This window comes from Cellulomonas sp. EB106-03-03-XG116, assembly GCF_058792015.1.
In genome coordinates this window covers 1-22,272 of the sequence record NZ_JBYTEP010000059.1, presented here as the reverse complement: position 1 = coordinate 22,272, position 22,272 = coordinate 1, and the positions used below count along the sequence as shown (strand labels likewise).

22 protein-coding genes are annotated in these 22,272 nt (G+C 73.3%); 21 read left to right on the top strand and 1 reads right to left on the bottom strand.

All coding sequences use genetic code 11. From position 1 onward, the window contains the following. Window positions 1-206 precede the first annotated feature (206 nt). The 12 genes from AC3WUG_RS16900 (at window position 207) to AC3WUG_RS16845 (ending at window position 10,333) form a co-directional block, all read left to right on the top strand. Window positions 207-713, top strand: coding sequence for a Cg1360 family ATP-synthase-associated protein (locus AC3WUG_RS16900; RefSeq protein WP_492328724.1), 507 nt, complete (start codon window positions 207-209; stop codon window positions 711-713). A gap of 41 nt (window positions 714-754) precedes the next feature. Continuing rightward, window positions 755-1,624 carry a F0F1 ATP synthase subunit A gene (atpB, locus tag AC3WUG_RS16895; RefSeq protein WP_492328723.1) on the top strand — a complete coding sequence of 290 codons (870 nt, stop codon included), beginning with the start codon at window positions 755-757 and terminating at the stop codon, window positions 1,622-1,624. A gap of 103 nt (window positions 1,625-1,727) precedes the next feature. Next, window positions 1,728-1,982, top strand: a complete 255-nt coding sequence (gene atpE / locus AC3WUG_RS16890; RefSeq protein WP_276509384.1) for an ATP synthase F0 subunit C — start codon at window positions 1,728-1,730, stop codon at window positions 1,980-1,982. Continuing rightward, the gene (locus tag AC3WUG_RS16885) at window positions 1,979-2,563 is read left to right on the top strand and encodes a F0F1 ATP synthase subunit B (RefSeq protein WP_371300433.1); all 585 of its coding nucleotides are present in this window, start codon (window positions 1,979-1,981) and stop codon (window positions 2,561-2,563) included. The genes atpE and AC3WUG_RS16885 overlap by 4 nt, the downstream gene beginning before the upstream one ends. Beyond that, window positions 2,563-3,375: a F0F1 ATP synthase subunit delta gene (locus AC3WUG_RS16880; protein ID WP_492328722.1), complete on the top strand. Its 813-nt coding sequence runs from the start codon at window positions 2,563-2,565 to the stop codon at window positions 3,373-3,375. Before AC3WUG_RS16885 ends, AC3WUG_RS16880 begins: the two co-directional genes overlap by 1 nt. A gap of 76 nt (window positions 3,376-3,451) precedes the next feature. Continuing rightward, complete coding sequence (gene atpA / locus AC3WUG_RS16875) at window positions 3,452-5,080, top strand: F0F1 ATP synthase subunit alpha (protein ID WP_492328721.1); 1,629 nt, start codon at window positions 3,452-3,454, stop codon at window positions 5,078-5,080. 3 nt (window positions 5,081-5,083) lie between these two features. Beyond that, on the top strand, window positions 5,084-5,977 hold the full coding sequence (locus tag AC3WUG_RS16870; RefSeq protein ID WP_492328720.1) for a F0F1 ATP synthase subunit gamma: 894 nt from the start codon (window positions 5,084-5,086) through the stop codon (window positions 5,975-5,977). Between the two features lie 65 nt (window positions 5,978-6,042). Next, complete coding sequence (gene atpD, locus AC3WUG_RS16865; protein ID WP_147795955.1) at window positions 6,043-7,527, top strand: F0F1 ATP synthase subunit beta; 1,485 nt, start codon at window positions 6,043-6,045, stop codon at window positions 7,525-7,527. Between the two features lie 65 nt (window positions 7,528-7,592). Beyond that, a complete protein-coding gene (locus AC3WUG_RS16860) occupies window positions 7,593-7,874 on the top strand; it encodes a F0F1 ATP synthase subunit epsilon (protein WP_147795956.1) in 282 nt (93 codons plus the stop codon). Window positions 7,875-7,890: 16 nt separating this feature from the next. Continuing rightward, window positions 7,891-8,313, top strand: a complete 423-nt coding sequence (locus AC3WUG_RS16855) for a DUF2550 domain-containing protein (RefSeq protein ID WP_492328719.1) — start codon at window positions 7,891-7,893, stop codon at window positions 8,311-8,313. A 15-nt stretch (window positions 8,314-8,328) separates the two neighbouring features. Next, window positions 8,329-9,024, top strand: coding sequence for an endonuclease NucS (nucS, locus tag AC3WUG_RS16850; protein ID WP_492328718.1), 696 nt, complete (start codon window positions 8,329-8,331; stop codon window positions 9,022-9,024). A gap of 46 nt (window positions 9,025-9,070) precedes the next feature. Further along, complete coding sequence (locus AC3WUG_RS16845; protein WP_492328717.1) at window positions 9,071-10,333, top strand: N-acetylglucosamine-6-phosphate deacetylase; 1,263 nt, start codon at window positions 9,071-9,073, stop codon at window positions 10,331-10,333. Window positions 10,334-10,445: 112 nt separating this feature from the next. Here the strand turns inward: AC3WUG_RS16845 and AC3WUG_RS16840 are convergent, their stop codons facing one another. Then, the gene (locus AC3WUG_RS16840; RefSeq protein WP_492328716.1) at window positions 10,446-11,450 is read right to left on the bottom strand and encodes a LacI family DNA-binding transcriptional regulator; all 1,005 of its coding nucleotides are present in this window, start codon (window positions 11,448-11,450) and stop codon (window positions 10,446-10,448) included. A 381-nt stretch (window positions 11,451-11,831) separates the two neighbouring features. Here AC3WUG_RS16840 and AC3WUG_RS16835 point away from each other — a divergent pair, with 381 nt between their 5' ends. The 9 genes from AC3WUG_RS16835 (at window position 11,832) to AC3WUG_RS16795 (ending at window position 22,222) form a co-directional block, all read left to right on the top strand. Next, complete coding sequence (locus AC3WUG_RS16835) at window positions 11,832-12,881, top strand: LacI family DNA-binding transcriptional regulator (RefSeq protein ID WP_492328715.1); 1,050 nt, start codon at window positions 11,832-11,834, stop codon at window positions 12,879-12,881. Between the two features lie 75 nt (window positions 12,882-12,956). Further along, window positions 12,957-14,267, top strand: a complete 1,311-nt coding sequence (locus AC3WUG_RS16830; RefSeq protein ID WP_492328714.1) for an ABC transporter substrate-binding protein — start codon at window positions 12,957-12,959, stop codon at window positions 14,265-14,267. 70 nt (window positions 14,268-14,337) lie between these two features. After that, window positions 14,338-15,306 (top strand): carbohydrate ABC transporter permease, encoded by a 969-nt coding sequence (locus AC3WUG_RS16825; protein ID WP_246855010.1) that lies wholly within the window; start codon window positions 14,338-14,340, stop codon window positions 15,304-15,306. Then, window positions 15,306-16,223 carry a carbohydrate ABC transporter permease gene (locus AC3WUG_RS16820; protein ID WP_492328713.1) on the top strand — a complete coding sequence of 306 codons (918 nt, stop codon included), beginning with the start codon at window positions 15,306-15,308 and terminating at the stop codon, window positions 16,221-16,223. Before AC3WUG_RS16825 ends, AC3WUG_RS16820 begins: the two co-directional genes overlap by 1 nt. Window positions 16,224-16,239: 16 nt before the next feature. Further along, entirely contained in the window at window positions 16,240-18,513 is a 2,274-nt protein-coding gene (gene yicI, locus AC3WUG_RS16815; protein ID WP_492328712.1) for an alpha-xylosidase, read from the top strand. Window positions 18,514-18,695: 182 nt separating this feature from the next. Further along, entirely contained in the window at window positions 18,696-20,150 is a 1,455-nt protein-coding gene (locus AC3WUG_RS16810) for a glycoside hydrolase family 1 protein (protein WP_492328711.1), read from the top strand. 101 nt (window positions 20,151-20,251) lie between these two features. Then, the gene (locus AC3WUG_RS16805; RefSeq protein WP_492328710.1) at window positions 20,252-20,563 is read left to right on the top strand and encodes an Rv1322 family protein; all 312 of its coding nucleotides are present in this window, start codon (window positions 20,252-20,254) and stop codon (window positions 20,561-20,563) included. 55 nt (window positions 20,564-20,618) lie between these two features. After that, complete coding sequence (locus AC3WUG_RS16800; protein WP_217616901.1) at window positions 20,619-21,449, top strand: alpha/beta hydrolase; 831 nt, start codon at window positions 20,619-20,621, stop codon at window positions 21,447-21,449. Then, entirely contained in the window at window positions 21,446-22,222 is a 777-nt protein-coding gene (locus tag AC3WUG_RS16795) for an alpha/beta fold hydrolase (RefSeq protein ID WP_492328709.1), read from the top strand. The genes AC3WUG_RS16800 and AC3WUG_RS16795 overlap by 4 nt, the downstream gene beginning before the upstream one ends. Window positions 22,223-22,272: the final 50 nt, after the last annotated feature.

Sequence of the window (22,272 nt, the reverse complement as noted above, 5' to 3'; positions counted from 1 at the left end):
AGGATACGGCAACAACCGAGATCGACACTCCACGGCCTTCGTCGGCAGGGTCAGAGGGGGAGAAGAGACAGCCCCGCCGCCGGCCCCGCGACCGCGGCTGGCCCCGCGGTCGCGGCCGGCCCCGGCCTCGCCGCCGGACCCGCCGCGGCGCACCCCCTGACCCGCCTGACCGACGCCCTGCACGACGCCGACCCGAGGACGGACCGATGACCGACCCCACCGCCGAGCCGACCCCCCGCCCGGGGGACAGCCCCGAGGTGGCCGCCGTGTTCCGCCGCGCCCTGCGCGACATGATCTGGCTCGTCGTCGGCGTCACCGTCGTCGGCGTGGCCGTCGGCTGGCTCGTCGCCGGCCTGCCCGGGGTGTGGGGCGCGCTGATCGGCGCCGCCATCGCCCTGGTGTTCTCGGGGACCACGACGCTGTCGATGCTCAAGACCGACACCGCCGCCCCGGGCCGGATGATGGCCGTGATCATGGGCACCTGGCTGGGCAAGCTCGTGGTCGTGATCGTGGTGCTCGCGGTGCTGCGCGGCCAGGACTTCTACGACCGGTACGTGCTGGCCGTCGTGGTCGCGGTGGCGGTCATCGGGTCCGCGCTGCTCGACTACCGGGCGGTGTCGCGGGGCAGGGTGCCTTACGTGTCCCCTACAGGTGCTAGGCCCAAGGTCCCGAATGGGGACGAGCCGGACGGGTCCGGCCGTTCCGTAGGCTAGGCTTCCAGCCGAACCACCCACGACGGCCGGGTCCCGGCGCGGTGACCCGCACCTCGAGGCACCCGACGCCGCGAGCCTTCGACCTACAGGAGACTGCTCTGTCCAGCCTTGCGACGATCCTGCCGCTCGCTGCCGAAGGCGAGTCCGGGTTCCACAAGCCGTCGATCGCCGAGTTCTTCCCTCCCGCCATCTGGTTCGAGGGCACGATCTTCGAGATCAACCGCATCCAGGTCGTGCGCTTCGTCGCCGTCGCGGTGCTGCTGACCCTCATGGTCATCGCCGCGCGCCGGGCCCGCCTGGTGCCGCGCCGCGGCCAGAACATGGCCGAGATGCTGCTCGACTTCGTCCGGATCAACGTCGCCCAGGACATCCTCGGCAAGGAGAAGGCACCGAAGTACGTCGCGCTCCTGACGACAATCTTCTTCGCGATCTTCGCCTTCAACATCACGGGCGTGATCCCGTTCCTCAACATCGCGGGCACCTCGCTGATCGGCCTGCCGGTCATGCTGGCCCTCTGGGTGTACGTGATGTACCTGGGCGCCGGCGTCAAGGCGCACGGCGTGGGCGGGTTCCTCAAGACGAGCCTGTTCCCCCCGGGCGTGCCGTGGCCGCTGTACATCCTGCTGGCGCCGGTGGAGTTCCTGCAGGTGTTCGTCCTGCGGCCCGTCACCCTGGCGATCCGGCTCATGGCCAACATGGTCGCCGGGCACCTCATGCTGGTGCTCTGCTTCTCGGCCACCCAGTTCCTGCTGTTCGAGGCGAGCGGCGGCCTGAAGCCCTTCGGCGCGCTCACCCTCGCGGGCGGCTTCGCGATCACCCTGTTCGAGGTGTTCGTCGCCGCGCTGCAGGCCTACATCTTCGTCGTCCTGACGGCCGTGTACCTGAGCCAGTCCATCGAGGACGAGCACTGACCTGATCTGACCAGCACCACCCCACGGGGGCCTCGACGGGCCCTCGTCACCAGACGACCGCCGGCCGACCGGTCGGCGGCCAAACGGAAGGAACGAGCACAGCGTGTCTCTTCTCGCGGACCCCAGCGTCATCCTTGCGGCCGAGAACGCCATCTCGGGCAACATCGCGACCGTCGGCTACGGCCTCGCGGTTCTCGGCCCGGGCATCGGCCTCGGCATCCTGATCGGCAAGACCGTCGAGGGCATGGCGCGCCAGCCCGAGGTCGCCGGCCAGCTCCGGACCACCATGTTCATCGGCATCGGCTTCGTCGAGGTCCTCGGCCTCCTCGGCCTGATCACCGGCTTCCTCTTCTCGTGATCACCGCCGCGCTCCCCGCGGCGAGCATCCTGGCCGCGGAGACCGAAGAGGTCGAGGGCTGGCGCCTGCTCATCCCCGCCGGCTACGACATCCTGTGGTCGTCGGTCGTCCTGATCGTGATCGGCGTCGTCTTCTACAAGCTCGTGCTGCCGAAGTTCCAGGCGGTGCTCGACGAGCGGACCGAGAAGATCGAGGGCGGGCTCGCGAAAGCCGCCAGCGCCCAGGAGGAGGCTGCCGCCGCGAAGGCGGAGTACGAGCAGCAGCTCCAGGACGCCCGCGCCGAGGCGGCGCGCATCCGCGAGGAGGCGCGCTCCGAGGCCGGCCAGATCGTCGCCGAGGCGCGCGAGAAGGCCACCGCCGAGCAGGCTCGGATCGCCGAGACGGCCCAGCGCCAGATCGAGGCCGAGCGCCAGCAGGCCGCCGTGTCGCTCCGTGCGGACGTCGGCTCGCTCGCCACCGAGCTCGCGTCGAAGATCGTCGGCGAGTCGCTCGCGGACGAGGCGCGTCGCTCGCGCGTCGTCGAGCGGTTCCTGGACGAGCTGGACGCGCAGACCACCGCCACCGCGGGTAAGGGGAACTGATGCGAGGGACGAGCCGGGCGTCGCTGGCCGCCGCGGAGGGCCGGTTCGAGCCGGTGCTGCGGTCGGCCGGCGCCGAGGGGCTGCTGCTCGGAGAGCAGCTGTTCGCGCTGGTCGACGCGCTGGACTCGTCCGGCTCGCTGCGGCGCACCCTCACCGACCCGTCGGCCGACGGCGAGGCCAAGGCCGCGCTCGTGGCCCGGCTGCTCACCGGCGCCGACCCCCGCGCGGTCGAGGCCGCGCAGGGGCTGGTGCGGGCGCGGTGGTCGGAGGAGGGCGACCTCGCCGACGCCGCCGAGCAGCTGGCCTTCTCGGCCGTGCTCGCGTCGGCGGAGGCGGACGGCACGATCGAGCAGGTCCAGGAGGAGCTGTTCCGGATCGGCCGCGCGCTCGCCGGGCAGCGCGAGGTGCGCCGCCGGCTGTACGACGACACGCTGCACGCCGAGGCGCGCGGCCAGCTCGTCGACCGCCTGCTGAACGGCACGGGCGCCCGCGTGACGCAGGTGCTCGCGCGCCGGGCGGCCGTGGCGCCGCGCGGCCGCCGGTACGTCGCGACCCTCGGGCACCTCGGCGACCTGATCGCCGAGCGCCGGAGCCGCACGGTCGCCACGGTCACCACCGCGGCCGACCTGGGCCCCGCCCAGCGGGCGCGGCTCGCCGAGATCCTCGGTCGCGCCTACGGGCGCGAGATCCAGGTGCAGGTCCTCGTGGACCCGCACGTCCTGGGCGGCCTGCGCGTGCAGGTCGGCCCCGAGGTGATCGACGCGACCGTGCTCGCACGGCTGGCGGACGCACGCCGACGACTTGCCAGCTGACCGGGCCCGACGGCCCGACCCGACCACCCACGTGGGAGCGCACGCCGCGGGCGTGCTGCACGACAGGAGAGATGCCATGAGCGAGCTGCAGATCCGGCCGGAGGACATCCGCGCCGCGCTGGACAGCTTCGTCACGACGTACGAGCCCACCGGCGCCGCCGCCGAGGAGGTCGGACGGGTCACCCTGGCCGGCGACGGGATCGCCCGGGTCGAGGGCCTGCCGGGCGCGATGGCCAACGAGCTGCTCCGCTTCGAGGACGGCACGCTGGGCCTCGCGCTCAACCTCGACGTCCGCGAGATCGGCGTCATCGTCCTCGGCGAGTTCACCGGCATCGAGGAGGGTCAGGAGGTCCGCCGCACGGGCGAGGTCCTGTCCGTCCCGGTCGGCGACGCCTTCCTCGGCCGCGTGGTCGACCCGCTGGGTCAGCCGATCGACGGCCTCGGCGAGATCGTCTCCGAGGGCCGCCGCGCGCTCGAGCTCCAGGCCCCGGGCGTCATGGCCCGCAAGTCGGTGCACGAGCCGCTGCAGACCGGCATCAAGGCGATCGACTCGATGATCCCGATCGGCCGCGGCCAGCGGCAGCTCGTCATCGGCGACCGCCAGACCGGCAAGACCGCGATCGCGATCGACACGATCCTCAACCAGAAGGCCAACTGGGAGACCGGCGACCCGGAGCAGCAGGTCCGCTGCATCTACGTCGCCATCGGCCAGAAGGGCTCCACCATCGCCGCCGTCCGCGGCGCCCTGGAGGAGGCCGGCGCCCTGGAGTACACGACGATCGTCGCGGCCCCGGCGTCCGACCCGGCCGGCTTCAAGTACCTGGCGCCCTACACCGGCTCGGCCATCGGCCAGCACTGGATGTACGGCGGCAAGCACGTCCTCATCGTGTTCGACGACCTGTCGAAGCAGGCCGAGGCGTACCGCGCCGTGTCCCTGCTGCTGCGCCGCCCGCCGGGCCGCGAGGCGTACCCGGGCGACGTGTTCTACCTGCACTCCCGCCTGCTGGAGCGTTGCGCGAAGCTGTCCGACGAGCTCGGCGGCGGCTCGATGACCGGCCTGCCGTTCATCGAGACCAAGGCCAACGACGTGTCGGCGTACATCCCGACCAACGTCATCTCGATCACGGACGGCCAGATCTTCCTGCAGTCCGACCTGTTCAACGCGGACCAGCGCCCCGCCGTGGACGTGGGCATCTCGGTGTCCCGCGTCGGTGGTGCCGCGCAGGTCAAGGCGATGAAGCAGGTCTCGGGCACGCTGAAGCTCGACCTGGCGCAGTACCGGTCGCTCGAGGCGTTCGCGATGTTCGCGTCCGACCTGGACGCCGCGTCCCGCGCGCAGCTGACCCGCGGCGCCCGCCTGATGGAGCTGCTCAAGCAGCCCCAGTACTCGCCGTTCCCGGTCGAGGAGCAGGTGGCGTCGATCTGGGCCGGCACCAAGGGCAAGCTGGACGACGTGCCGGTCGAGGACGTCCGCCGGTTCGAGTCCGAGCTGCTGGACCACCTGCGCCGCAACACGGACGTGCTCAGCACGATCGCGGGGACGGGCAAGCTCGGCGACGACCTGGAGGACAAGCTGTCCGCCGCCGTCGACGAGTTCCGTCACGGGTTCCTCAAGGGCGACGGCACGCCGCTGGTCGGCGCCGAGCAGCCCGAGGACGAGACCCCGGTCGAGCAGGAGCAGATCGTCCGGCAGAAGAAGGCCTGACGCGTGGCCGGACAGCAGCGGGTCTACCGGCAGCGGATCAGGTCGACCCAGTCGCTGAAGAAGATGTTCCGCGCGCAGGAGCTGATCGCGGCGTCCCGCATCGGGCGCGCCCGCGACCGGATGGCCGCGGCGTCGCCGTACGCCCGCGCGATCACGCGGGCCGTCTCGGCGGTCGCGACGCACTCGGACGTCTCGCACCCGCTGCTGGCGGAGCGCGACGACACCAACCGCGTCGCCGTGCTGCTCATCGCCTCGGACCGCGGCATGGCGGGCGCCTACTCGGCGTCCGTCATCCGCGAGACCGAGCGGCTGGTCGAGCGGCTCGAGGGCGAGGGCAAGGAGGTCGCGCTCTACGTCAGCGGCCGCCGCGCCGAGTCCTACTACCGGTTCCGGCAGCGTGAGCTGGCGGCCGTGTGGACCGGGCAGTCCGACGCCCCGACGTCCGAGCTGGCCGAGGAGATCGCGAGCACGCTGCTCGCGGCCTTCGACGCCGACCCGGCCGACGGCGGCGTGGGGGAGCTGCACATCGTGTCGACGCAGTTCGTCAACATGGTGAGCCAGCGCCCCCAGGTCATCCGGATGCTGCCGCTCGAGGTCGTCGAGGGCGTCGCCCCCGCCGGCGAGCACGAGGCGCTCCCGCTGTACGACTTCGAGCCCGACGCGGCCGAGGTCCTGGACGCCCTGCTCCCGCGGTACGTGCGGACCCGGATCTTCGCCTGCCTGCTGCAGGCGGCGGCGTCCGAGCTCGCGGCCCGGCAGCGCGCGATGCACACCGCGACGGAGAACGCCGAGGACCTCATCCGCACGTACACGCGGCTGGCGAACCAGGCCCGCCAGGCCGAGATCACCCAGGAGATCAGCGAGATCGTGTCGGGCGCCGACGCGCTCGCCTCCTGAACCGCCCGACCGCACGACCCGAACCAGCCCGCCGGACACCGGCGGACGACCGAAGGCAGGCAGACATGACCGCGACCACCGTCGACGCGAAGGACTCCACGGCCACGCCGGGCGTGGGCCGCGTCGCCCGTGTGATCGGGCCCGTCGTGGACATCGAGTTCCCCGCGGACCAGATCCCCGACATCTACAACGCGCTGACCGTCCACATCGACCTGTCGTCGCAGGGCGAGGGCGAGGAGTCCGGCGGGTTCGACATGACGCTCGAGGTCGCGCAGCACCTCGGCGACTCGCTGGTGCGCGCGATCGCGCTCAAGCCCACCGACGGCCTCGTGCGCGGGGCCCAGGTCACCGACACCGGCGCGCCGATCTCGGTGCCCGTCGGCGACGTCACCAAGGGCCGCGTCTTCAACGTGACCGGTGAGGTGCTGAACCTCGCCGAGGGCGAGACGTTCGAGGTCACCGAGCGCTGGCCCATCCACCGCAAGGCCCCGGCGTTCGACCAGCTCGAGTCGAAGACCCAGATGTTCGAGACCGGCATCAAGGTCATCGACCTGCTGACGCCGTACGTGCTCGGCGGGAAGATCGGCCTGTTCGGCGGTGCGGGCGTCGGCAAGACCGTCCTCATCCAGGAGATGATCCAGCGCGTCGCGCAGGACCACGGCGGCGTGTCCGTGTTCGCCGGCGTCGGCGAGCGCACCCGCGAGGGCAACGACCTCATCGTCGAGATGGAGGAGGCGGGCGTCTTCGACAAGACCGCCCTCGTCTTCGGCCAGATGGACGAGCCGCCGGGCACGCGTCTGCGCGTCGCCCTGTCGGCGCTGACGATGGCGGAGTACTTCCGCGACGTCGCCAAGCAGGACGTGCTGCTGTTCATCGACAACATCTTCCGGTTCACCCAGGCCGGCTCCGAGGTCTCCACGCTGCTCGGCCGCATGCCGTCCGCGGTGGGCTACCAGCCGAACCTGGCGGACGAGATGGGCCTGCTGCAGGAGCGCATCACCTCGACGCGCGGCCACTCGATCACCTCGCTGCAGGCGATCTACGTGCCGGCCGACGACTACACCGACCCGGCCCCGGCCACGACGTTCGCGCACCTCGACGCGACGACGGAGCTCTCCCGCGAGATCGCGTCCCGCGGTCTGTACCCCGCGGTGGACCCGCTGGCGTCGACCTCGCGCATCCTCGACCCGCGGTACGTGGGCCAGGAGCACTACGACGTGGCCACCCGCGTGAAGTCGATCCTGCAGCGCAACAAGGAGCTCCAGGACATCATCGCGATCCTCGGTGTCGACGAGCTGTCGGAGGAGGACAAGACGGTCGTCGCGCGCGCCCGCCGCATCCAGCAGTTCCTCTCGCAGAACACCTACATGGCGGAGAAGTTCACCGGCGTCGTGGGCTCCACGGTCCCGGTGTCCGAGACCGTCGAGGCGTTCGCGAAGATCGCCGACGGCGAGTTCGACCACATCGCCGAGCAGGCCTTCTTCAACATCGGCGGCCTCGAGGACCTCGAGCGCAACTGGGCCCGCATCCAGAAGGAGTACGGCGTCTGACCCGGACGCCCGTCGCTCCACCCCGCACGACCCCGATCCACCCCCTTCCAGGAGGTTCTCGTCCCATGGCCCAGCTCGAGGTCGACCTCGTCGACACCGACGGCACCATCTGGTCCGGCGACGCGCGTCAGGTGAGCGCGCCCGCGTCGGACGGCGAGATCGGCATCCTGGCCGGGCACACCCCGGTCCTCTCCGTGCTCCGGCGCGGAGAGGTCCGGGTGATCGAGGCCGGCGGGACGGTGCACCGCTGGGCGGTCGAGGGAGGCTTCCTCTCCGTCGACGGCGACCAGGTGACCGTCGTCGTCGACGCGGCCGAGGCGGTGGCCTCCGGCACGTCCGGCCGCTGACGCCGGCGGGTCGGCCGTGACCGGGCACCAGATCGCGTTCCTCGCGCTGCTGCTCGTCGTGGCCGCGCTCGTCGTGGTGGGCCTCGGCCTGTCGCGGTGGAGCAGCCTCACCCGGCGGGTGGGGTCGTTCCGCTGCTCGCTGCGGGTCGGCACCCGCTGGTCCCGCGGCATCGCGCACTACGGCGCGCGCCACCTGTACTGGTGGCGGCTGCGCTCGCTCGCCCCGCGCCCCGGCCAGGTCTGGCCGCGCGGCGGCATGGAAGTGCTGGAGCGCACCGCCGTCGACGCCGCGGTGGTCGGCGGGCCGTACCTCGTGCGCTGCCGGGTCCCCGGCGCCGCCGGCCCGGAGGAGGTCGAGCTCCTCATGACCCCCGAGGCGTACGCCGGGCTGACGTCCTGGCTCGAGGCCGCCCCGCCGGTGCCGCACCACGTGATCTGACCCGTAAGGACTCCCATGCGCCTGCTCGTCGCGCGCTGCTCGGCCCGGTACAGCGGCCGGCTCAACGCCCACCTGCCCCTCGCGACCCGGCTGGTCGTGGTCAAGGCGGACGGGTCGGTGCTGCTGCACTCCGACGGCGGCTCGTACAAGCCGCTGAACTGGATGAGCCCGCCGTGCACGCTCCGCACGGAGGAGGCCGCCGGCGAGGCGCTCGAGCGCGGCGTCGCGCAGGTGTGGACCGTCCAGCACACCAAGAGCGACGACCGCCTCGTCATCGAGGTGCACGAGGTGCTGCACGACTCCGACCACGACCTGGGCGTCGACCCGGGGCTGATCAAGGACGGCGTCGAGGCGCACCTGCAGGAGCTGATGGCCGCGCAGATCGACGTGCTCGGCGCGGGCCACACCCTCGTCCGCCGCGAGTACCCGACGGCCATCGGCCCGGTCGACATCCTCGCGAAGGACGCGGCCGGCGCGACGGTGGCCGTCGAGATCAAGCGCCGCGGCGACATCGACGGCGTCGAGCAGCTGACCCGGTACCTGGAGCTGCTCAACCGCGACCCGCTGCTCGCGCCGGTGCGGGGCGTGTTCGCGGCGCAGGAGATCAAGCCGCAGGCGCGGGTCCTGGCGACCGACCGCGGGATCGCGTGCCTGGTCCTGGACTACGACGCCATGCGCGGCGTCGACGACGTGGACTCGCGCCTGTTCTGACCCGGGGTGCCCCCGCGGAGCGCCGGGCGTGCGCCATGATGGGGCCGTGACCACCGCCGACACCGCCCCCGCCGACGTCGTCCTGCGCGGGGAGGTGGTGACGCCGGCCGAGGTCGTGCCCGACGGCGCCGTCGTCCTCTCCGGGGGGCGCATCGCCTGGGTCGGGCCCGCCGCGCAGGTGCCCGGGCGCTGGGCAGCGGACCTGCCGCCCGCCCCGGCGCCCGGGACCACCCTGCTGCCCGGGCTGGTCGACCTGCACGACCACGGCGGCGGCGGGTCGAGCTTCCCGGACGCGACGACCCGCGACGAGGCCCTGGTCGCCGTGCGCGAGCACCTCCGGCACGGCACGACGAGCCTGGTCGCGTCGCTGGTGACCGCGCCCCGGGACGTGCTGCTGGCGCGCGCGGCGCTGCTGGCGGACCTGGTGGAGTCGGGCGACCTGGTCGGGATCCACGCGGAGGGGCCGTTCCTGTCGGTCGACCGGTGCGGGGCGCAGAACCCGGGGGACATGCTGCCGGGCGACCCGGCGCTGGTGGCCGACCTGATCGCGGCCGCACGAGGGCACCTGGTGACGATGACCGTGGCGCCGGAGGTGCCGGGCGTCGCCGACGGCTCCGGCGCCGGGAGCGGGGACGTGCTCGCGGCCCTGGTCGCCGGCGGCGCGGTGCCGTCGGTCGGGCACACCGACGCGGCCGCCGAGCAGGTGGACGTCGCGGTGCACCGGGCGCGCGCCCTGCTGACCGGTCGCCTGGGCGCGCCGGGCCGGTCGCCGCGGCCCACCGCCACGCACCTGTTCAACGGCATGCGCCCGCTGCACCACCGCGACCCCGGCCCGGTAGCCGCCTGCCTGGCCGCCGCCGCGCGCGGGGACCTGGTCGTCGAGCTGGTCGCGGACGGCACCCACCTCGCCCCCGGCACGGTGCGGGCGGTGTTCGACCTGGTGGGCCCGGGCTCGATCGCGCTGGTCACCGACGCGATGGCCGCGGCGGGCATGGCGGACGGCGACTACCGGCTCGGTCCGATGGCGGTCCGGGTGGGCGGCGGGGTGGCGCGGATCCTCGGCGACGACGGCTCGGCCGGCGCGATCGCGGGCGGCACGGCGCACCTGCTGGACGTGGTGCGGACGGTGGTGGCGTCGGGGATCGGGCTGGTGGCGGCGGTGCGCGCCGCGGCGACGACCCCCGCGGAGGTGCTGGGGCGGCCCGACCTGGGCGCGCTGGCGGTCGGCCGGCGGGCGGACGTCGTCGTGACGGACGAGGACCTGGCCCCGGTCGCCGTGTACCGCGCGGGGCGGCTGGTCACGGCCTGAGGGCCCGGCGGACGCCGGTCGCCCGGGCCGTGTGCCCACGCCGCCTACGCTTCCCGGCCCCGCGCACGGCGATCGGGTGCGGCCGCGCCGGAAGCCGTAGGAGAGCGCGGGCTCAGCCGTGGGGCGCCGCCACGCTGCCGTGGTCCGTGTAGGCGGGCGAGACCAGGCGGGTCTCCGCCATGTCCTCGCCGGACAGGCGGGCCATCACCATCTCGACCGCGATCCGGCCGATCCGCTCGCCGGGCACCTCGATGATCGAGACCGGCACCGGCAGCGCGGCGGCCATCTCGGCGGGGCTGACGGCCACGATCGACAGGTCGCCCGGCACCCGCAGCCCGCGCTCGGCCGCGCGGGCCAGCAGCCCGCCGAGCGCGGCCTCGTTGTGCACGACGAGGCCGGTGGTGCCCGGGTGCTGCGCCAGCACCGCGTCCAGGGCCGCGGCACCGCCGGAGAACGTCGGCTCGGCGGGCACGACCGCGGCCTCGACCCCGGCCGCCGCGGCCTGCTCCAGCACGCCCTGCCGCATGCGCACGGCGTAGTTCGCGCGGTGGTCGAGCCGGTCCTGGGACGCGCCCACCAGCACGAGCCGGCGGTGCCCGTGCCCGGCGAGCTCGCGGACGGCGAGCCGCCCGGCGCCGGCGAAGTCGAGGTCGACGCAGCTCAGCGCGGTGGTGTCGTCGGGGACGCCGATGAGGATGCTCGGCAGCGCCAGGGCGCGCAGCGCGGGGAGCCGGGCGTCCTCGGACTCGATGTCCATGACGATCAGGGCGTCGGCCGTCGAGCTCGCCGCGACCCGGTCGATGCCCTGCGCGTCGTCCTGGGTGAGCACGAGGACGTCGTGGTCGTGCTCGCGCGCGGTCGTGACGACCCCGCCGACGAACTGCATGATGATCTGCACGTTGATGCCCGGGCGGAACGGCACCATCAGGGCGATCACGTTGCTGCGGCTGGACGCCAGGGCCCGGGCGCCGGCGTGCGGGCGGTAGCCGAGCTCGGCGATGGCGCGCTGCACCCGGTCGCGGGTGGGCCCCGAGATCGTGCGCTTGCCGCTCAGCACGTAGCTGACGGTCGACACGGACACCCCCGCCGTGCGGGCCACGTCCCCGATGGTCGCCATCCGCCCAGGGTAGTGGGGGTGCGGGGTCCGTCGGCGCAGGTCGGGGCGCGGGTGCGTGCCGGGGGACGGGCGGGTGCGGCTCCGGCCGTGAGGCGAAGCGCTTCGCGGTGTGCAAGCGGTTCGACTGCGGTGCGCACCCACGACGCCCTCGTGCCGGATTCGTCCCACGACATGCGCTTGTTCGCGCGACTTGACCTGCCGCTGTCCCCGTCGATTACCATCGAAGCGATTCGACGAAGGTCGTGACCGATTCGAGACCTGCGGGGCTGGACGCCCTCGCGATCCCGGGCCTACAGTGACGATCGCGCGAAGCGCTTCGACACCTCACGGACGAGGTGCCGCCGGACACTCGAGGGAGAGGGCCGCACGACGATGGTGACGATGCAGGACGTGGCACGCCGGGCCGGCGTCGCGCTGTCCACCGTGTCGGCCACGCTCACCGGCGCCCGCCCCGTGTCCGCCGCGACCCGCGCCCGCGTCGAGTCCGTGATGGACGAGCTCGGCTACCGGCCCAACGCCCTGGCCCGCGGCCTGGCCACGCGGCGCAGCCGGGTGCTCGCGCTGACGTACCCCGTCGCGGACTCGGGCCTCAGCCGGACCTCCGCCGAGTTCGTGCTCAGCGCGGCCGCGGTCGCCCAGGAGCGCGGGTACCAGCTGGTGCTCTGGCCGTTCGCGGCCGAGGACGCCGACGGGGTGCTCGACGTCGCGCGCCGCGGGCTCGCCGAGGGCGTGCTGGTCATGGAGGTGCACGCCTGGGACGCCCGGGTCGCCGCCCTCCGGGGCGCCGGCGTCCCGGTGACGCTCATCGGCCGGACCGCGGACGAGGCGGACCCCGAGGTGCCCACCGTCGACGTCGACTTCGCCGCCACGCTCGCCGACGCGGTCGCGCACCTCGCGGGGCTCGGCCACACCCGGATCGCGTTCGTCAACCACGCCGAGCACCGGCTCGCCGAGGGCCACGGCCCGACCGTGCGCGCCGCCGCGGCCTACACGGCCGAGATGCTGGCCCGCGGCCTCGACCCCGTGCAGGTGTACGCCGAGGAGTCCGTGGCCGGCGGCCGCGCGGCGCTGGCCGGGCTGCTCGACGCGTCCCCGGCGCCCACCGCCGTCATCACCATGAACGAGGACGCGACGTTCGGCGTGGCCGCCGAGCTCGCGGTCCGCCGCGTGGCCGTGCCCGCGGAGCTGTCCGTGCTCGCGGTGGTGTCGTCCCCGGCGGTCGCCGGGCAGACGGTGCCGCCGCTCACGACGCTGCACGCCCCCGGCGCGCAGCTCGGGCGGGCGGGCGTCGACGCCCTGCTCGCCCTGCTCGGCACCGGCGAGGTGCCCGCCCCCGTCCTCGAGCCGTGCCGGCTCGTGGACCTGGGCAGCACCGGGCCGGCGCCGCGCGGCGCCGAGGCGGGTGCGCTCGCCGGGGCGACGACCCCCTAGACCCATCGACCACGGGGCGCCGGCGACCGCCGGTCCCCGACCAGCACAGCAGGAACTCGACGAGGAGGACGTGTGATGGCATCTGCGCGGAAGCGGTACGTGGCCGGCGCCCTGGCGCTCGCCCTGCCGCTCGCCCTGGCGGCGTGCGGCGGAGACAGCAGCGGCGGGGGCGGTGGCTCGGACGGCGACACGCTGACCGTCTGGCACTACGAGAACGACGACTCGGCGATGGGCCAGGCGTGGGCCAAGGCCATCGAGATCTTCGAGGACGAGAACCCGGACGTCACGGTGAACGTCGAGAACCAGACGTTCGAGCAGATCCAGAAGAACGCGAAGATCTTCCTCACCGGCGACGACGTGCCGGACGTCATGGAGTACAACAAGGGCAACGCGACCGCGGGCCAGCTCGCCTCGCAGGGCCTCATCACCCCGCTGACCGAGGAGGCCGACTCGCGCGGCTGGGCGGACACCCTGCCCGACTCCATCCAGACGACCGCGATGTACGACGAGCAGGGCCTCATGGGCTCCGGCGACTGGTACGGGGTGCCGAACTACGGCGAGTTCGTCGGCGTCTACTACAACCAGGACATGCTGGACGCGCAGGGCATCGCGCAGCCGACGACCTTCGACGAGTTCGAGGCCGCGCTGGCCACGTTCAAGGCCGCCGGCATCACCCCGCTCGCCGAGGCCGGCGCGGAGTACCCGCTCGGCCAGCTCTGGTACGAGCTGGTGCTGCACTACGGCGACCGCGACCTGATCGACGACTACCAGCTGTTCGCCGACGACGTCGACTTCCAGAACGAGGCGTTCACGCAGGCGACCGAGAAGCTCGACGAGTGGATCAAGGCCGGCTACATCGCGTCCGACTCGGCCGCGCTGACCGCCGAGGACATGGGCGTGTCGTTCATCAACGGCACCTACCCGATCATGGTCTCCGGCTCCTGGTGGTTCGGCCGCCTGGTCGAGGAGATCCCGTTCACCTGGACCCAGGCGCTGTTCCCGGACAACACCATGCACCCGGGCTCCTCCGGCAACCTGTGGGTCGTCCCCGAGAACGCCGCCAACAAGGACCTGGCGTACGAGTTCATCGACATCACGCTGCGCCCCGAGGTGCAGGAGATCCTCGGCCAGAAGGGCGGCCTGCCGGTCGCCGGCGACTCCTCGTCGATCACGGACGAGAAGACCAAGGAGATGACCGAGAACTTCGAGTCGATCCTCGACGAGGACGGCCTGGCGTTCTACCCCGACTGGCCGGTCCCGGGCTACTACGACGTGATCGTCAGCGAGCTCCAGTCGCTGGTCAACCAGTCGAAGTCCCCGTCGGAGGTGCTGGACGGCCTGTCCACCGCCTACCAGGACGGCAAGACGGACCTGCTCGAGGGCTGAGCCCCGGCACCCCCGCCCGGGCCGGCGGCGCACGTCGCCGGCCCGGGCACCCCACCCTCGAGGAGTCGCATTGACCACCGTCGACCGCGCCGCGCCGCCGCAGGAGCCGCGCACCCGCGGCAGCCGCCGCGGCCGCCGTTCGCGCGACTGGGTCGGGTACCTGCCGTACCTGCTGCCCGGCCTGATCGCCTTCACCGTCGTCATCCTCATCCCGTTCGGGATGAACATCTGGTACAGCCTGCACAAGTGGAAGGGCGGCAACGCCCCGCTGCGCTGGTACGGGCTCGGCAACTACACCGACCTGCTCGCGGACGAGCAGTTCTGGACGTCGTTCCGGAACTCCATCGCGATGATCCTCGCGATGGTGGTGGTGCCGACGCTGATCGGCCTGCTGCTCGCGACCACGCTGTTCGACGTGCTCGGCAAGCGGTTCGGCCCGCGCGTGGCCTCGGTGCTCCGCGCCACCTACTACCTGCCGCAGATCCTGCCGGTCGCCGTCGCCGGCGTGCTGTGGAACTGGATCCTCAACTCCCAGACCGGCGCGGTGAACGTGATCCTGCGGGAGATCGGCGTCGCGAACCCGCCCAACTGGCTGGGCTCGACCGACACCGCGCTGCCGACCGTCATGCTGGTGCTGATCTGGATCCAGATCGGCTACCCCGTCGTCATCTTCATGTCCGCGCTGCAGCGGGTCGACCCCGAGCTGTACGAGGCGGCCGAGCTGGACGGCGCCGGCTGGTGGCACCGGTTCCGCGCCATCACGATCCCGCAGATCAAGCCCGAGACGTTCGTCATCACGCTCACCTGCACCGTGGCCGCGCTCAAGGTGTTCGGGCCGATCTACGTGCTGACCCGCGGCGGCCCCGAGTCGTCGACGCTCGTGCCGTCGTACTACTCGTACCTGAACTTCTTCGACAAGTCGAAGGTCGGCTACGGCGCCGCGATCGCGAACGTCCTGACGGTCCTGATCATCCTGATCGCCGTCGTCATCATGGTGCTGCAGGCCCGCAGCGCCCGCCGTGAGGAGGAGGGTCGCTGATGGCCGCCCCGATCGAGACGCTGCCGACCCCGGTCGCCACCGGTCGCCCGCCGCGCCCGCCGCGCGCGAAGGCGACCGACGCCGACCGCCGGCACCGCCGCGGCACCGCGCGCTGGTTCGTGCTCGCCGCCGCCGTGCTGGTCGCCGTCGTCATGCTGGTGCCGTTCGTCATCATGGTGCTCAACGCGTTCAAGGCGCCGGCGGACTACTCCCAGAACGGCCCGCTGTCCTGGCCGGCGGAGTTCTACACCGAGGGCCTGCGGAACTTCTGGACCCGGGTCAACTTCCCCGAGAAGCTGGTCAACTCCGTCTGGATCTCGGGCGCGGTCGCGCTCTTCGCCGTCGTGCTGTCGCTGTTCAGCGCGTACGCGCTCGGCGTCGGCCGGGTGAAGGGCCGGATGTGGATCGTCACGCTGTTCCTGCTCGCGAACATGCTGCCGCAGGAGGTGCTGGTCTACCCGCTGTTCCAGATGGCGCAGGAGGTGGGCCTGTCCAACAACCAGTGGTCGGTCATCATCATCTTCACGGTCATCCAGGCGGCGTTCGGCACGTACCTGCTGTCCTCGGTGCTCGGCACGTTCCCGAAGGCGCTGCTCGAGGCGGCGTCCCTCGACGGCGCGGGCCGGTGGCGGACCCTGTGGGGCGTCGTGTTCCCGGTGGTCCGGCCGACGCTCAGCGTCCTGCTGATCTTCTTCTTCATCTGGACGTGGAACGAGTTCTTCATCCCGCTGGTCATGCTCACGACCAACGCCACCCAGACGATCCCGGTGGCCCTCGCCTCGCTGCAGGGCGACCGCATGATGGACGCCCCCACGACCAACGCGGGCGCCCTCGTCTCGATGATCCCGGCGATCGTCTTCTTCCTCATCTTCCAGCGCACGCTGACCCGCGGGATCACCGCGGGCGCGGTCAAGTAAGGCAAGGGCAGCATCCATGAAGTTCACCGACGGCTACTGGCAGACCCTCCCCGGCGTCACGGTGCAGCGCCCGCGCGCGGTCGACGAGGTCGTGCTCGGTGAGCGGACGCTCACCGCCTACGCCGGCACCGGTCGCCTCGCCACGCGCGGCGACACCCTCAACCACCCGCTCATCACGATCACCCTGGACTCGCCCGCCGAGGGGGTCCTCGGCGTGACGATCGAGCACCATCAGGGCGGCGTCGACCACGGGCCGGCGTTCGGGCTCGCCGACGCCGCGCCGCACGTCGTCGTCGCCGGGCCGACCGACGACGACCCCCGCGCCTCGCTGACCACGGGCAACCTCACCGCCCGGGTGTCGACGACGGGGGAGTGGGCGCTCGACGTCGAGGTCGACGGCCGGGTCGTCACCGGCGCCACCTCCCGCGGCGTCGGCGTGATCACCGACGCCGAGGGCCGGCCGTTCGTCCGCGAGCAGCTCGGGCTCGGCGTCGGCGACCACGTCTACGGCCTCGGCGAGCGGTTCACCCCGTTCGTCAAGAACGGCCAGACCGTCGACATCTGGAATGCGGACGGCGGCACGTCCTCGGAGCAGTCGTATAAGAACGTGCCGTTCTACCTGACCGACGCGGGCTACGGCGTGTTCGTCGACCACCCCGGGCACGTCTCGTTCGAGATCGGCTCCGAGGTGGTGTCCCGCACGCAGTTCAGCGTCGCCGGGCAGCGGCTGCGGTACTACGTCATCGCGGGCCCGGAGCCCAAGGACGTGCTGCGCCGCTACACCGCGCTCACCGGGCGCCCGGCCGCCGTGCCCGACTGGTCCTACGGCCTGTGGCTGTCGACCTCGTTCACCACGGACTACGACGAGGCCACCGTCATGTCGTTCATCGACGGCATGGCCGAGCGCGGCCTGCCGCTGTCGGTGTTCCACTTCGACTGCTTCTGGATGCGCCGGTTCCACTGGTGCGACTTCGTGTGGGACCCGGCGACGTTCCCGGACCCCGAGGGCCTGCTCTCCCGGCTGCACGAGCGGGACCTGCAGGTGTGCGTCTGGATCAACCCGTACATCGCGCAGCGCTCGCACCTGTTCGCCGAGGGCGCCGAGCTCGGCTACCTCGTGAAGCGCGCCGACGGCTCCGTCTGGCAGTGGGACCTGTGGCAGGCCGGCATGGGCCTGGTCGACTTCACCAACCCCGACGCCACCGCGTGGTTCAAGGGCAAGCTGCGGGCGCTGCTCGACATGGGCGTCGACTGCTTCAAGACCGACTTCGGCGAGCGGATCCCGACGGACGTCGTCTGGCACGACGGCTCGGACCCCGAGCGGATGCACAACTACTACACGCACCTGTACAACAAGGCGGTCTTCGAGCTGCTGGAGGAGGTCAAGGGCGAGGGCGAGGCCGTGCTGTTCGCGCGGTCGGCGACCGCCGGCGGCCAGCAGTTCCCCGTGCACTGGGGCGGCGACTGCGAGTCGACGTTCGTGTCCATGGCGGAGTCGCTGCGCGGCGGGCTGTCGCTGGCGTCGTCCGGGTTCGGGTACTGGTCGCACGACATCGGCGGATTCGAGGGCACCCCGGATGCCGCGGTGTTCAAGCGCTGGCTCGCGTTCGGCCTGCTGTCCTCGCACTCCCGGCTGCACGGGTCGTCGTCGTACCGGGTGCCGTGGGCGTTCGACGAGGAGTCCGTCAAGGTCACGCAGCGGTTCACCGAGCTCAAGCTGTCGCTCATGCCCTACCTGTCGGCGGTCGGCCGCGAGGCGCACACCGACGGGCTGCCGGTCATGCGGCCGCTGTTCCTCGAGTTCCCGGACGACCCGGGCGCCGCGACGGTCGACACCCAGTACGCGCTGGGCCCCTCGCTGCTGGTGGCGCCGGTGTTCACCGCCGAGGGCGACGTGGACGTCTACGTGCCCGAGGGGGAGTGGACGTCGCTGCTCGACGGCTCGACGGTGTCCGGCCCGCGGTGGCACCGGCAGCGGCACGGGTTCGACTCGCTGCCCGTGCTGGTCCGCCCCGGGACCCTGCTGCCCGTCGGCGCGCGCACCGACCGCCCGGACTACGACCACGCCGACGGCGTCACGCTCCGGGTGTTCGGCCTGGCGGACGGCGCCGAGGCGCGGACCACGGTCCGCGGCGCGGGTGGCGACGTGGAGTTCGTGGCGCGGCGGTCGGGCGCGACGGTCACCGTCGAGGCGACGGGCGCCGTCCCGGGGACGTGGCACGTCGCGGCGGCCCTGGGCGCGCCGCAGGCGGCCGAGGGCGCCCGCGCGGAGCTCACCCTGCCCGCCTGACCCGCCGCTCTCGCCGAGCGGGCAGTAGATGTCGCCTCCGGGTGACGCGAGGCGACATCTACTGCCCACTCGGTGGCACTTCGCGCGGACCAGGGGCGCGGGAGCGCTCCCATCAGTCGTGTATCGTATCGATTCGACATCGCCGTCCCGCGGCTCACCCACCTGAACCGAGGAAGCTCCTGATGACCACCTCCCGCCCCTCCGGGCGCACGTTCCCCGCCGACTTCCTCTGGGGATCGGCCACCGCGGCCTACCAGATCGAAGGGGCCGCCACCGAGGGCGGCCGCGCGCCGTCCATCTGGGACACGTTCTCCGCGCGCCCGGGCGCCGTGCTCAACGGCGACACCGGCGCCGTCGCGGCCGACCACTACCACCGGGTCCCCGAGGACGTCGCGCTCATGCAGTCCCTCGGCCTGCAGGCCTACCGGCTGTCGATCGCCTGGCCGCGCGTCCAGCCCACCGGCTCGGGGGAGTGGAACGCCGAGGGGCTGGCCTTCTACACCGACCTCGTCGACCGGCTGATCGCCGCCGGCATCAAGCCCGTCGTCACGCTCTACCACTGGGACCTGCCGCAGGCCCTGGAGGACGAAGGCGGCTGGACCAACCGCGAGACGGCCTACCGGTTCGCCGACTACGCCCGCAAGCTCGCCGAGGTGCTGGGCGACAAGGTGACGGTGTGGACGACCCTCAACGAGCCGTGGTGCTCCGCGTACCTGGGCTACGCCTCCGGAGTGCACGCCCCGGGCCGCACCGAGCAGGGCGCCTCGCTCGCCGCCGTGCACCACCTCAACCTCGCGCACGGGCTCGCCGCCCTCGCGATCCGGGAGGTGCTGGGCGACGCCGCGCAGGTGTCGATCACGCTCAACCTGCACGTGACCCGCGCCGCGTCCGACGCGCCCGAGGACGTCGAGGCCAAGCGCCAGGTGGACACCGTCGCCAACGAGGTGTTCCTCCAGCCGCTGCTCGAGGGCCGGTACCCCGAGAACGTCTTCGCCCAGACCGCCGCGGTGTCCGACTGGTCGTTCGTGCAGGACGGCGACCTGGAGCTCATCCGGCAGCCGATCGACCTGCTCGGCATCAACTACTACTCGACGGGCCGGGTGCAGCGGCTGCACGGCGAGCCGGTCGTCGGCGACGGCAGCCCCGGCGTCGACGGGCACAAGTCGTCGGTGGTCAGCCCGTGGGTGGGCTGCGACGACGTCGAGTGGCTGCCGCAGCCGGGCCCGCACACCGCGATGGGCTGGAACATCGAGCCGCAGGGCCTGACCGACCTCCTGCTCGAGATGCACGAGCGGTACCCGTCGATCCCGCTGGCCGTCACCGAGAACGGCGCGGCGTTCGCCGACGAGGTGTCCGCCGACGGGCGGGTGCACGACCTCGACCGCGTCGAGTACCTGCACGACCACATCGACGCCGTGGGCGCCGCGATGGACGCCGGCGCGGACGTGCGCGGTTACTTCGTGTGGTCGCTGATGGACAACTTCGAGTGGGCGTACGGCTACGACCGCCGGTTCGGCATCGTGCGGGTCGACTACGACACGCTCGAGCGGACCCTGAAGGACTCGGCGCTCTGGTACCGGGACCTCGTCGCGACGCGGACGATCGCGCCCGCGGAGTCGGCGGCCGGGCTGTCCTGACGCCGGGCCGGGCCGGATCGCGGGCCCGGGAGCGCACGCGCGCCGGAGGGCGGCCGCCGCACGGTGGCCGCCCTCCGGCGCGCCGGGGGACAATCGGGAGCGTGCCGTCCTCCCGCCGCTCCGGCAAGCGCCCCTACGCCGCCGAGCACGTCCCGCTCGACCTGGACCGGGTGCGCGGCGGCCGCACGTCCGAGGAGTCGGCCGACGGCGCGTGGACGGTGCAGCGCGTCGGCGGCTCCGACCGCACGTTCCGCTGCCCGGGCTGCGACCAGGAGATCGCGACCGGCACGCCGCACGTCGTCGCCTGGCGGGCGGACGGGCTGTTCGGGCCCGACGCGGCGCTGGCCGACCGGCGGCACTGGCACACCGCGTGCTGGTCGGCGCGGCACCGGCGGGGCCCGACGCGGCGCTGACCGCGCCCCGCGCGGCCGGGTCGCGGCCCCGGGCGCCGGACTACGCTCGACCTCGATGACCACCGCAGCCGCCCCCACGCCCATCCGGTCGCTGACCGTCCTGCCCGCGCACCGGGAGGAGGTCGAGCTGCACACCGCCGACGGCCTCACCCTGGTCGGCGAGCTGGCGCTCCCGGTCGACGCCGACGGCACCCCGCGGACCCCCGCGGCCACGCTCGTGACGCTGCACCCGCTGCCGACGCACGGCGGCTACATGGACTCGCACGTGCTGCGGAAGGCCGCCTGGCGGCTGCCGGCGCTCGCCGACGTCGCGGTCCTGCGCTTCAACACCCGCGGGACGTCGAGCCCGCGCGGGACCAGCGAGGGCGCGTTCGACGGCGGCGTGGCGGAGAAGTTCGACGTGCACGCCGCGATCGAGCTCGCCGAGTTCCGCGACCTGCCCCACCCCTGGCTCGTCGGCTGGTCCTTCGGCACCGAGCTCGCGCTGATGCACGGCCTGGACCCCGCCGTCGAGGGCGCCGTCCTGCTGTCGCCGCCGCTGCACCGGGCGACCGACGCCGACCTGGACGCCTGGGACGCCGACGGCAAGCCGCTGGTCGTGCTGGTCCCCGAGCACGACGACTACCTGCGCCCCGCCGAGGCCCGTGAGCGGTTCGCCCGGGTGCACCAGGCGGAGGTGATCGGCGTCGACGGCGCCAAGCACCTGTGGGTCGGGGAGCCGTACGTCCGGCGCGTGCTCGACGAGATCGTCCGGCACGTGCGCCCGGGCCTGCCCGTGCCGCTGCCGACCACCTGGGACGGGCCCAGCGAGCAGGCGGAGGCGCCGGCCGTCCCGCAGTCGCCCGACGGCGAGGCCTTCGCCGGATCCGACCAGGAGGACGCATGACCGCCACCGTCACCCTGCACGCGCTGCGACCGGGCACCGGGCTGCCGCTCGTCCTGCTGCACGCGTTCCCGCTCGACTCCCGGATGTGGGCCGACGTCGCCCCGCTGTTGGACGGCCCGGTCCTGGCGGTCGACCTGCCCGGGCTGGGTGCCGCCCAGGGGGTGGCGCTGCCGGAGCCGTCGCTGGAGGCCGCGGCGGACGCGGTGGCCGCGGTGCTCGCCGAGGCGGGGCACCGGCGCGCGGTCGTCGCGGGGCTGTCGATGGGCGGGTACGTGGCGCTCGCGCTGGCCGAGCGGCACCCCGGGCTGGTCGCGGGGCTGGGGCTGCTGGACACCAAGGCGACCGCCGACACCGACGAGGCCCGCGCGAACCGGCTGCGGGTCGCGGACGCGGTGGAGACGAGCGGCACCGTCGACGAGGTGCTGCCGATGGCCACCGCGCTGCTCGGCGGGGCGTCCCGGGAGCGGCCGGAGCTCGTCGCGCGGCTGGAGGCGCTGATCGGGGCGCAGCCGCCGGCCGGGGTGGCGTGGTCGCAGCGGGCGATGGCCGCGCGGCCGGACCGCACCGCGGTGCTCGCGGCATACCGCGGGCCGGCGCTCGTGCTCGTCGGCGACGAGGACCGGCCGACGCCGGTGGCCGAGGCCCGGGGGATGGCGGGGGCGCTCGGGGTCGAGGCCGTGGTGGTGCCCGGGGCGGGTCACCTCACCGCGGTCGAGGCGCCGGCTGCGGTCGCCGCGGCGCTCGGCGACCTGCTCGGGCGGGCGCGGGGCTGAGCCGGCGGAGCGCGCGGGCGCGGGGCCGAGCCGGCGGCGCGCCCGAGCGG

Bases quoted from the DNA above. Each gene is read 5' to 3' on its own strand.
- yicI (WP_492328712.1), top strand. From the start codon at position 16,240: ATGAAGTTCACCGACGGCTACTGGCAGACCCTCCCCGGCGTCACGGTG.
- AC3WUG_RS16880 (WP_492328722.1), top strand. From the start codon at position 2,563: ATGCGAGGGACGAGCCGGGCGTCGCTGGCCGCCGCGGAGGGCCGGTTC.
- AC3WUG_RS16795 (WP_492328709.1), top strand. From the start codon at position 21,446: ATGACCGCCACCGTCACCCTGCACGCGCTGCGACCGGGCACCGGGCTG.
- AC3WUG_RS16830 (WP_492328714.1), top strand. From the start codon at position 12,957: ATGGCATCTGCGCGGAAGCGGTACGTGGCCGGCGCCCTGGCGCTCGCC.
- nucS (WP_492328718.1), top strand. From the start codon at position 8,329: ATGCGCCTGCTCGTCGCGCGCTGCTCGGCCCGGTACAGCGGCCGGCTC.
- AC3WUG_RS16860 (WP_147795956.1), top strand. From the start codon at position 7,593: ATGGCCCAGCTCGAGGTCGACCTCGTCGACACCGACGGCACCATCTGG.
- AC3WUG_RS16900 (WP_492328724.1), top strand. From the start codon at position 207: ATGACCGACCCCACCGCCGAGCCGACCCCCCGCCCGGGGGACAGCCCC.
- atpD (WP_147795955.1), top strand. From the start codon at position 6,043: ATGACCGCGACCACCGTCGACGCGAAGGACTCCACGGCCACGCCGGGC.
- atpA (WP_492328721.1), top strand. From the start codon at position 3,452: ATGAGCGAGCTGCAGATCCGGCCGGAGGACATCCGCGCCGCGCTGGAC.
- AC3WUG_RS16820 (WP_492328713.1), top strand. From the start codon at position 15,306: ATGGCCGCCCCGATCGAGACGCTGCCGACCCCGGTCGCCACCGGTCGC.
- AC3WUG_RS16840 (WP_492328716.1), bottom strand. From the start codon at position 11,450: ATGGCGACCATCGGGGACGTGGCCCGCACGGCGGGGGTGTCCGTGTCG.
- AC3WUG_RS16810 (WP_492328711.1), top strand. From the start codon at position 18,696: ATGACCACCTCCCGCCCCTCCGGGCGCACGTTCCCCGCCGACTTCCTC.
- AC3WUG_RS16835 (WP_492328715.1), top strand. From the start codon at position 11,832: ATGCAGGACGTGGCACGCCGGGCCGGCGTCGCGCTGTCCACCGTGTCG.
- AC3WUG_RS16800 (WP_217616901.1), top strand. From the start codon at position 20,619: ATGACCACCGCAGCCGCCCCCACGCCCATCCGGTCGCTGACCGTCCTG.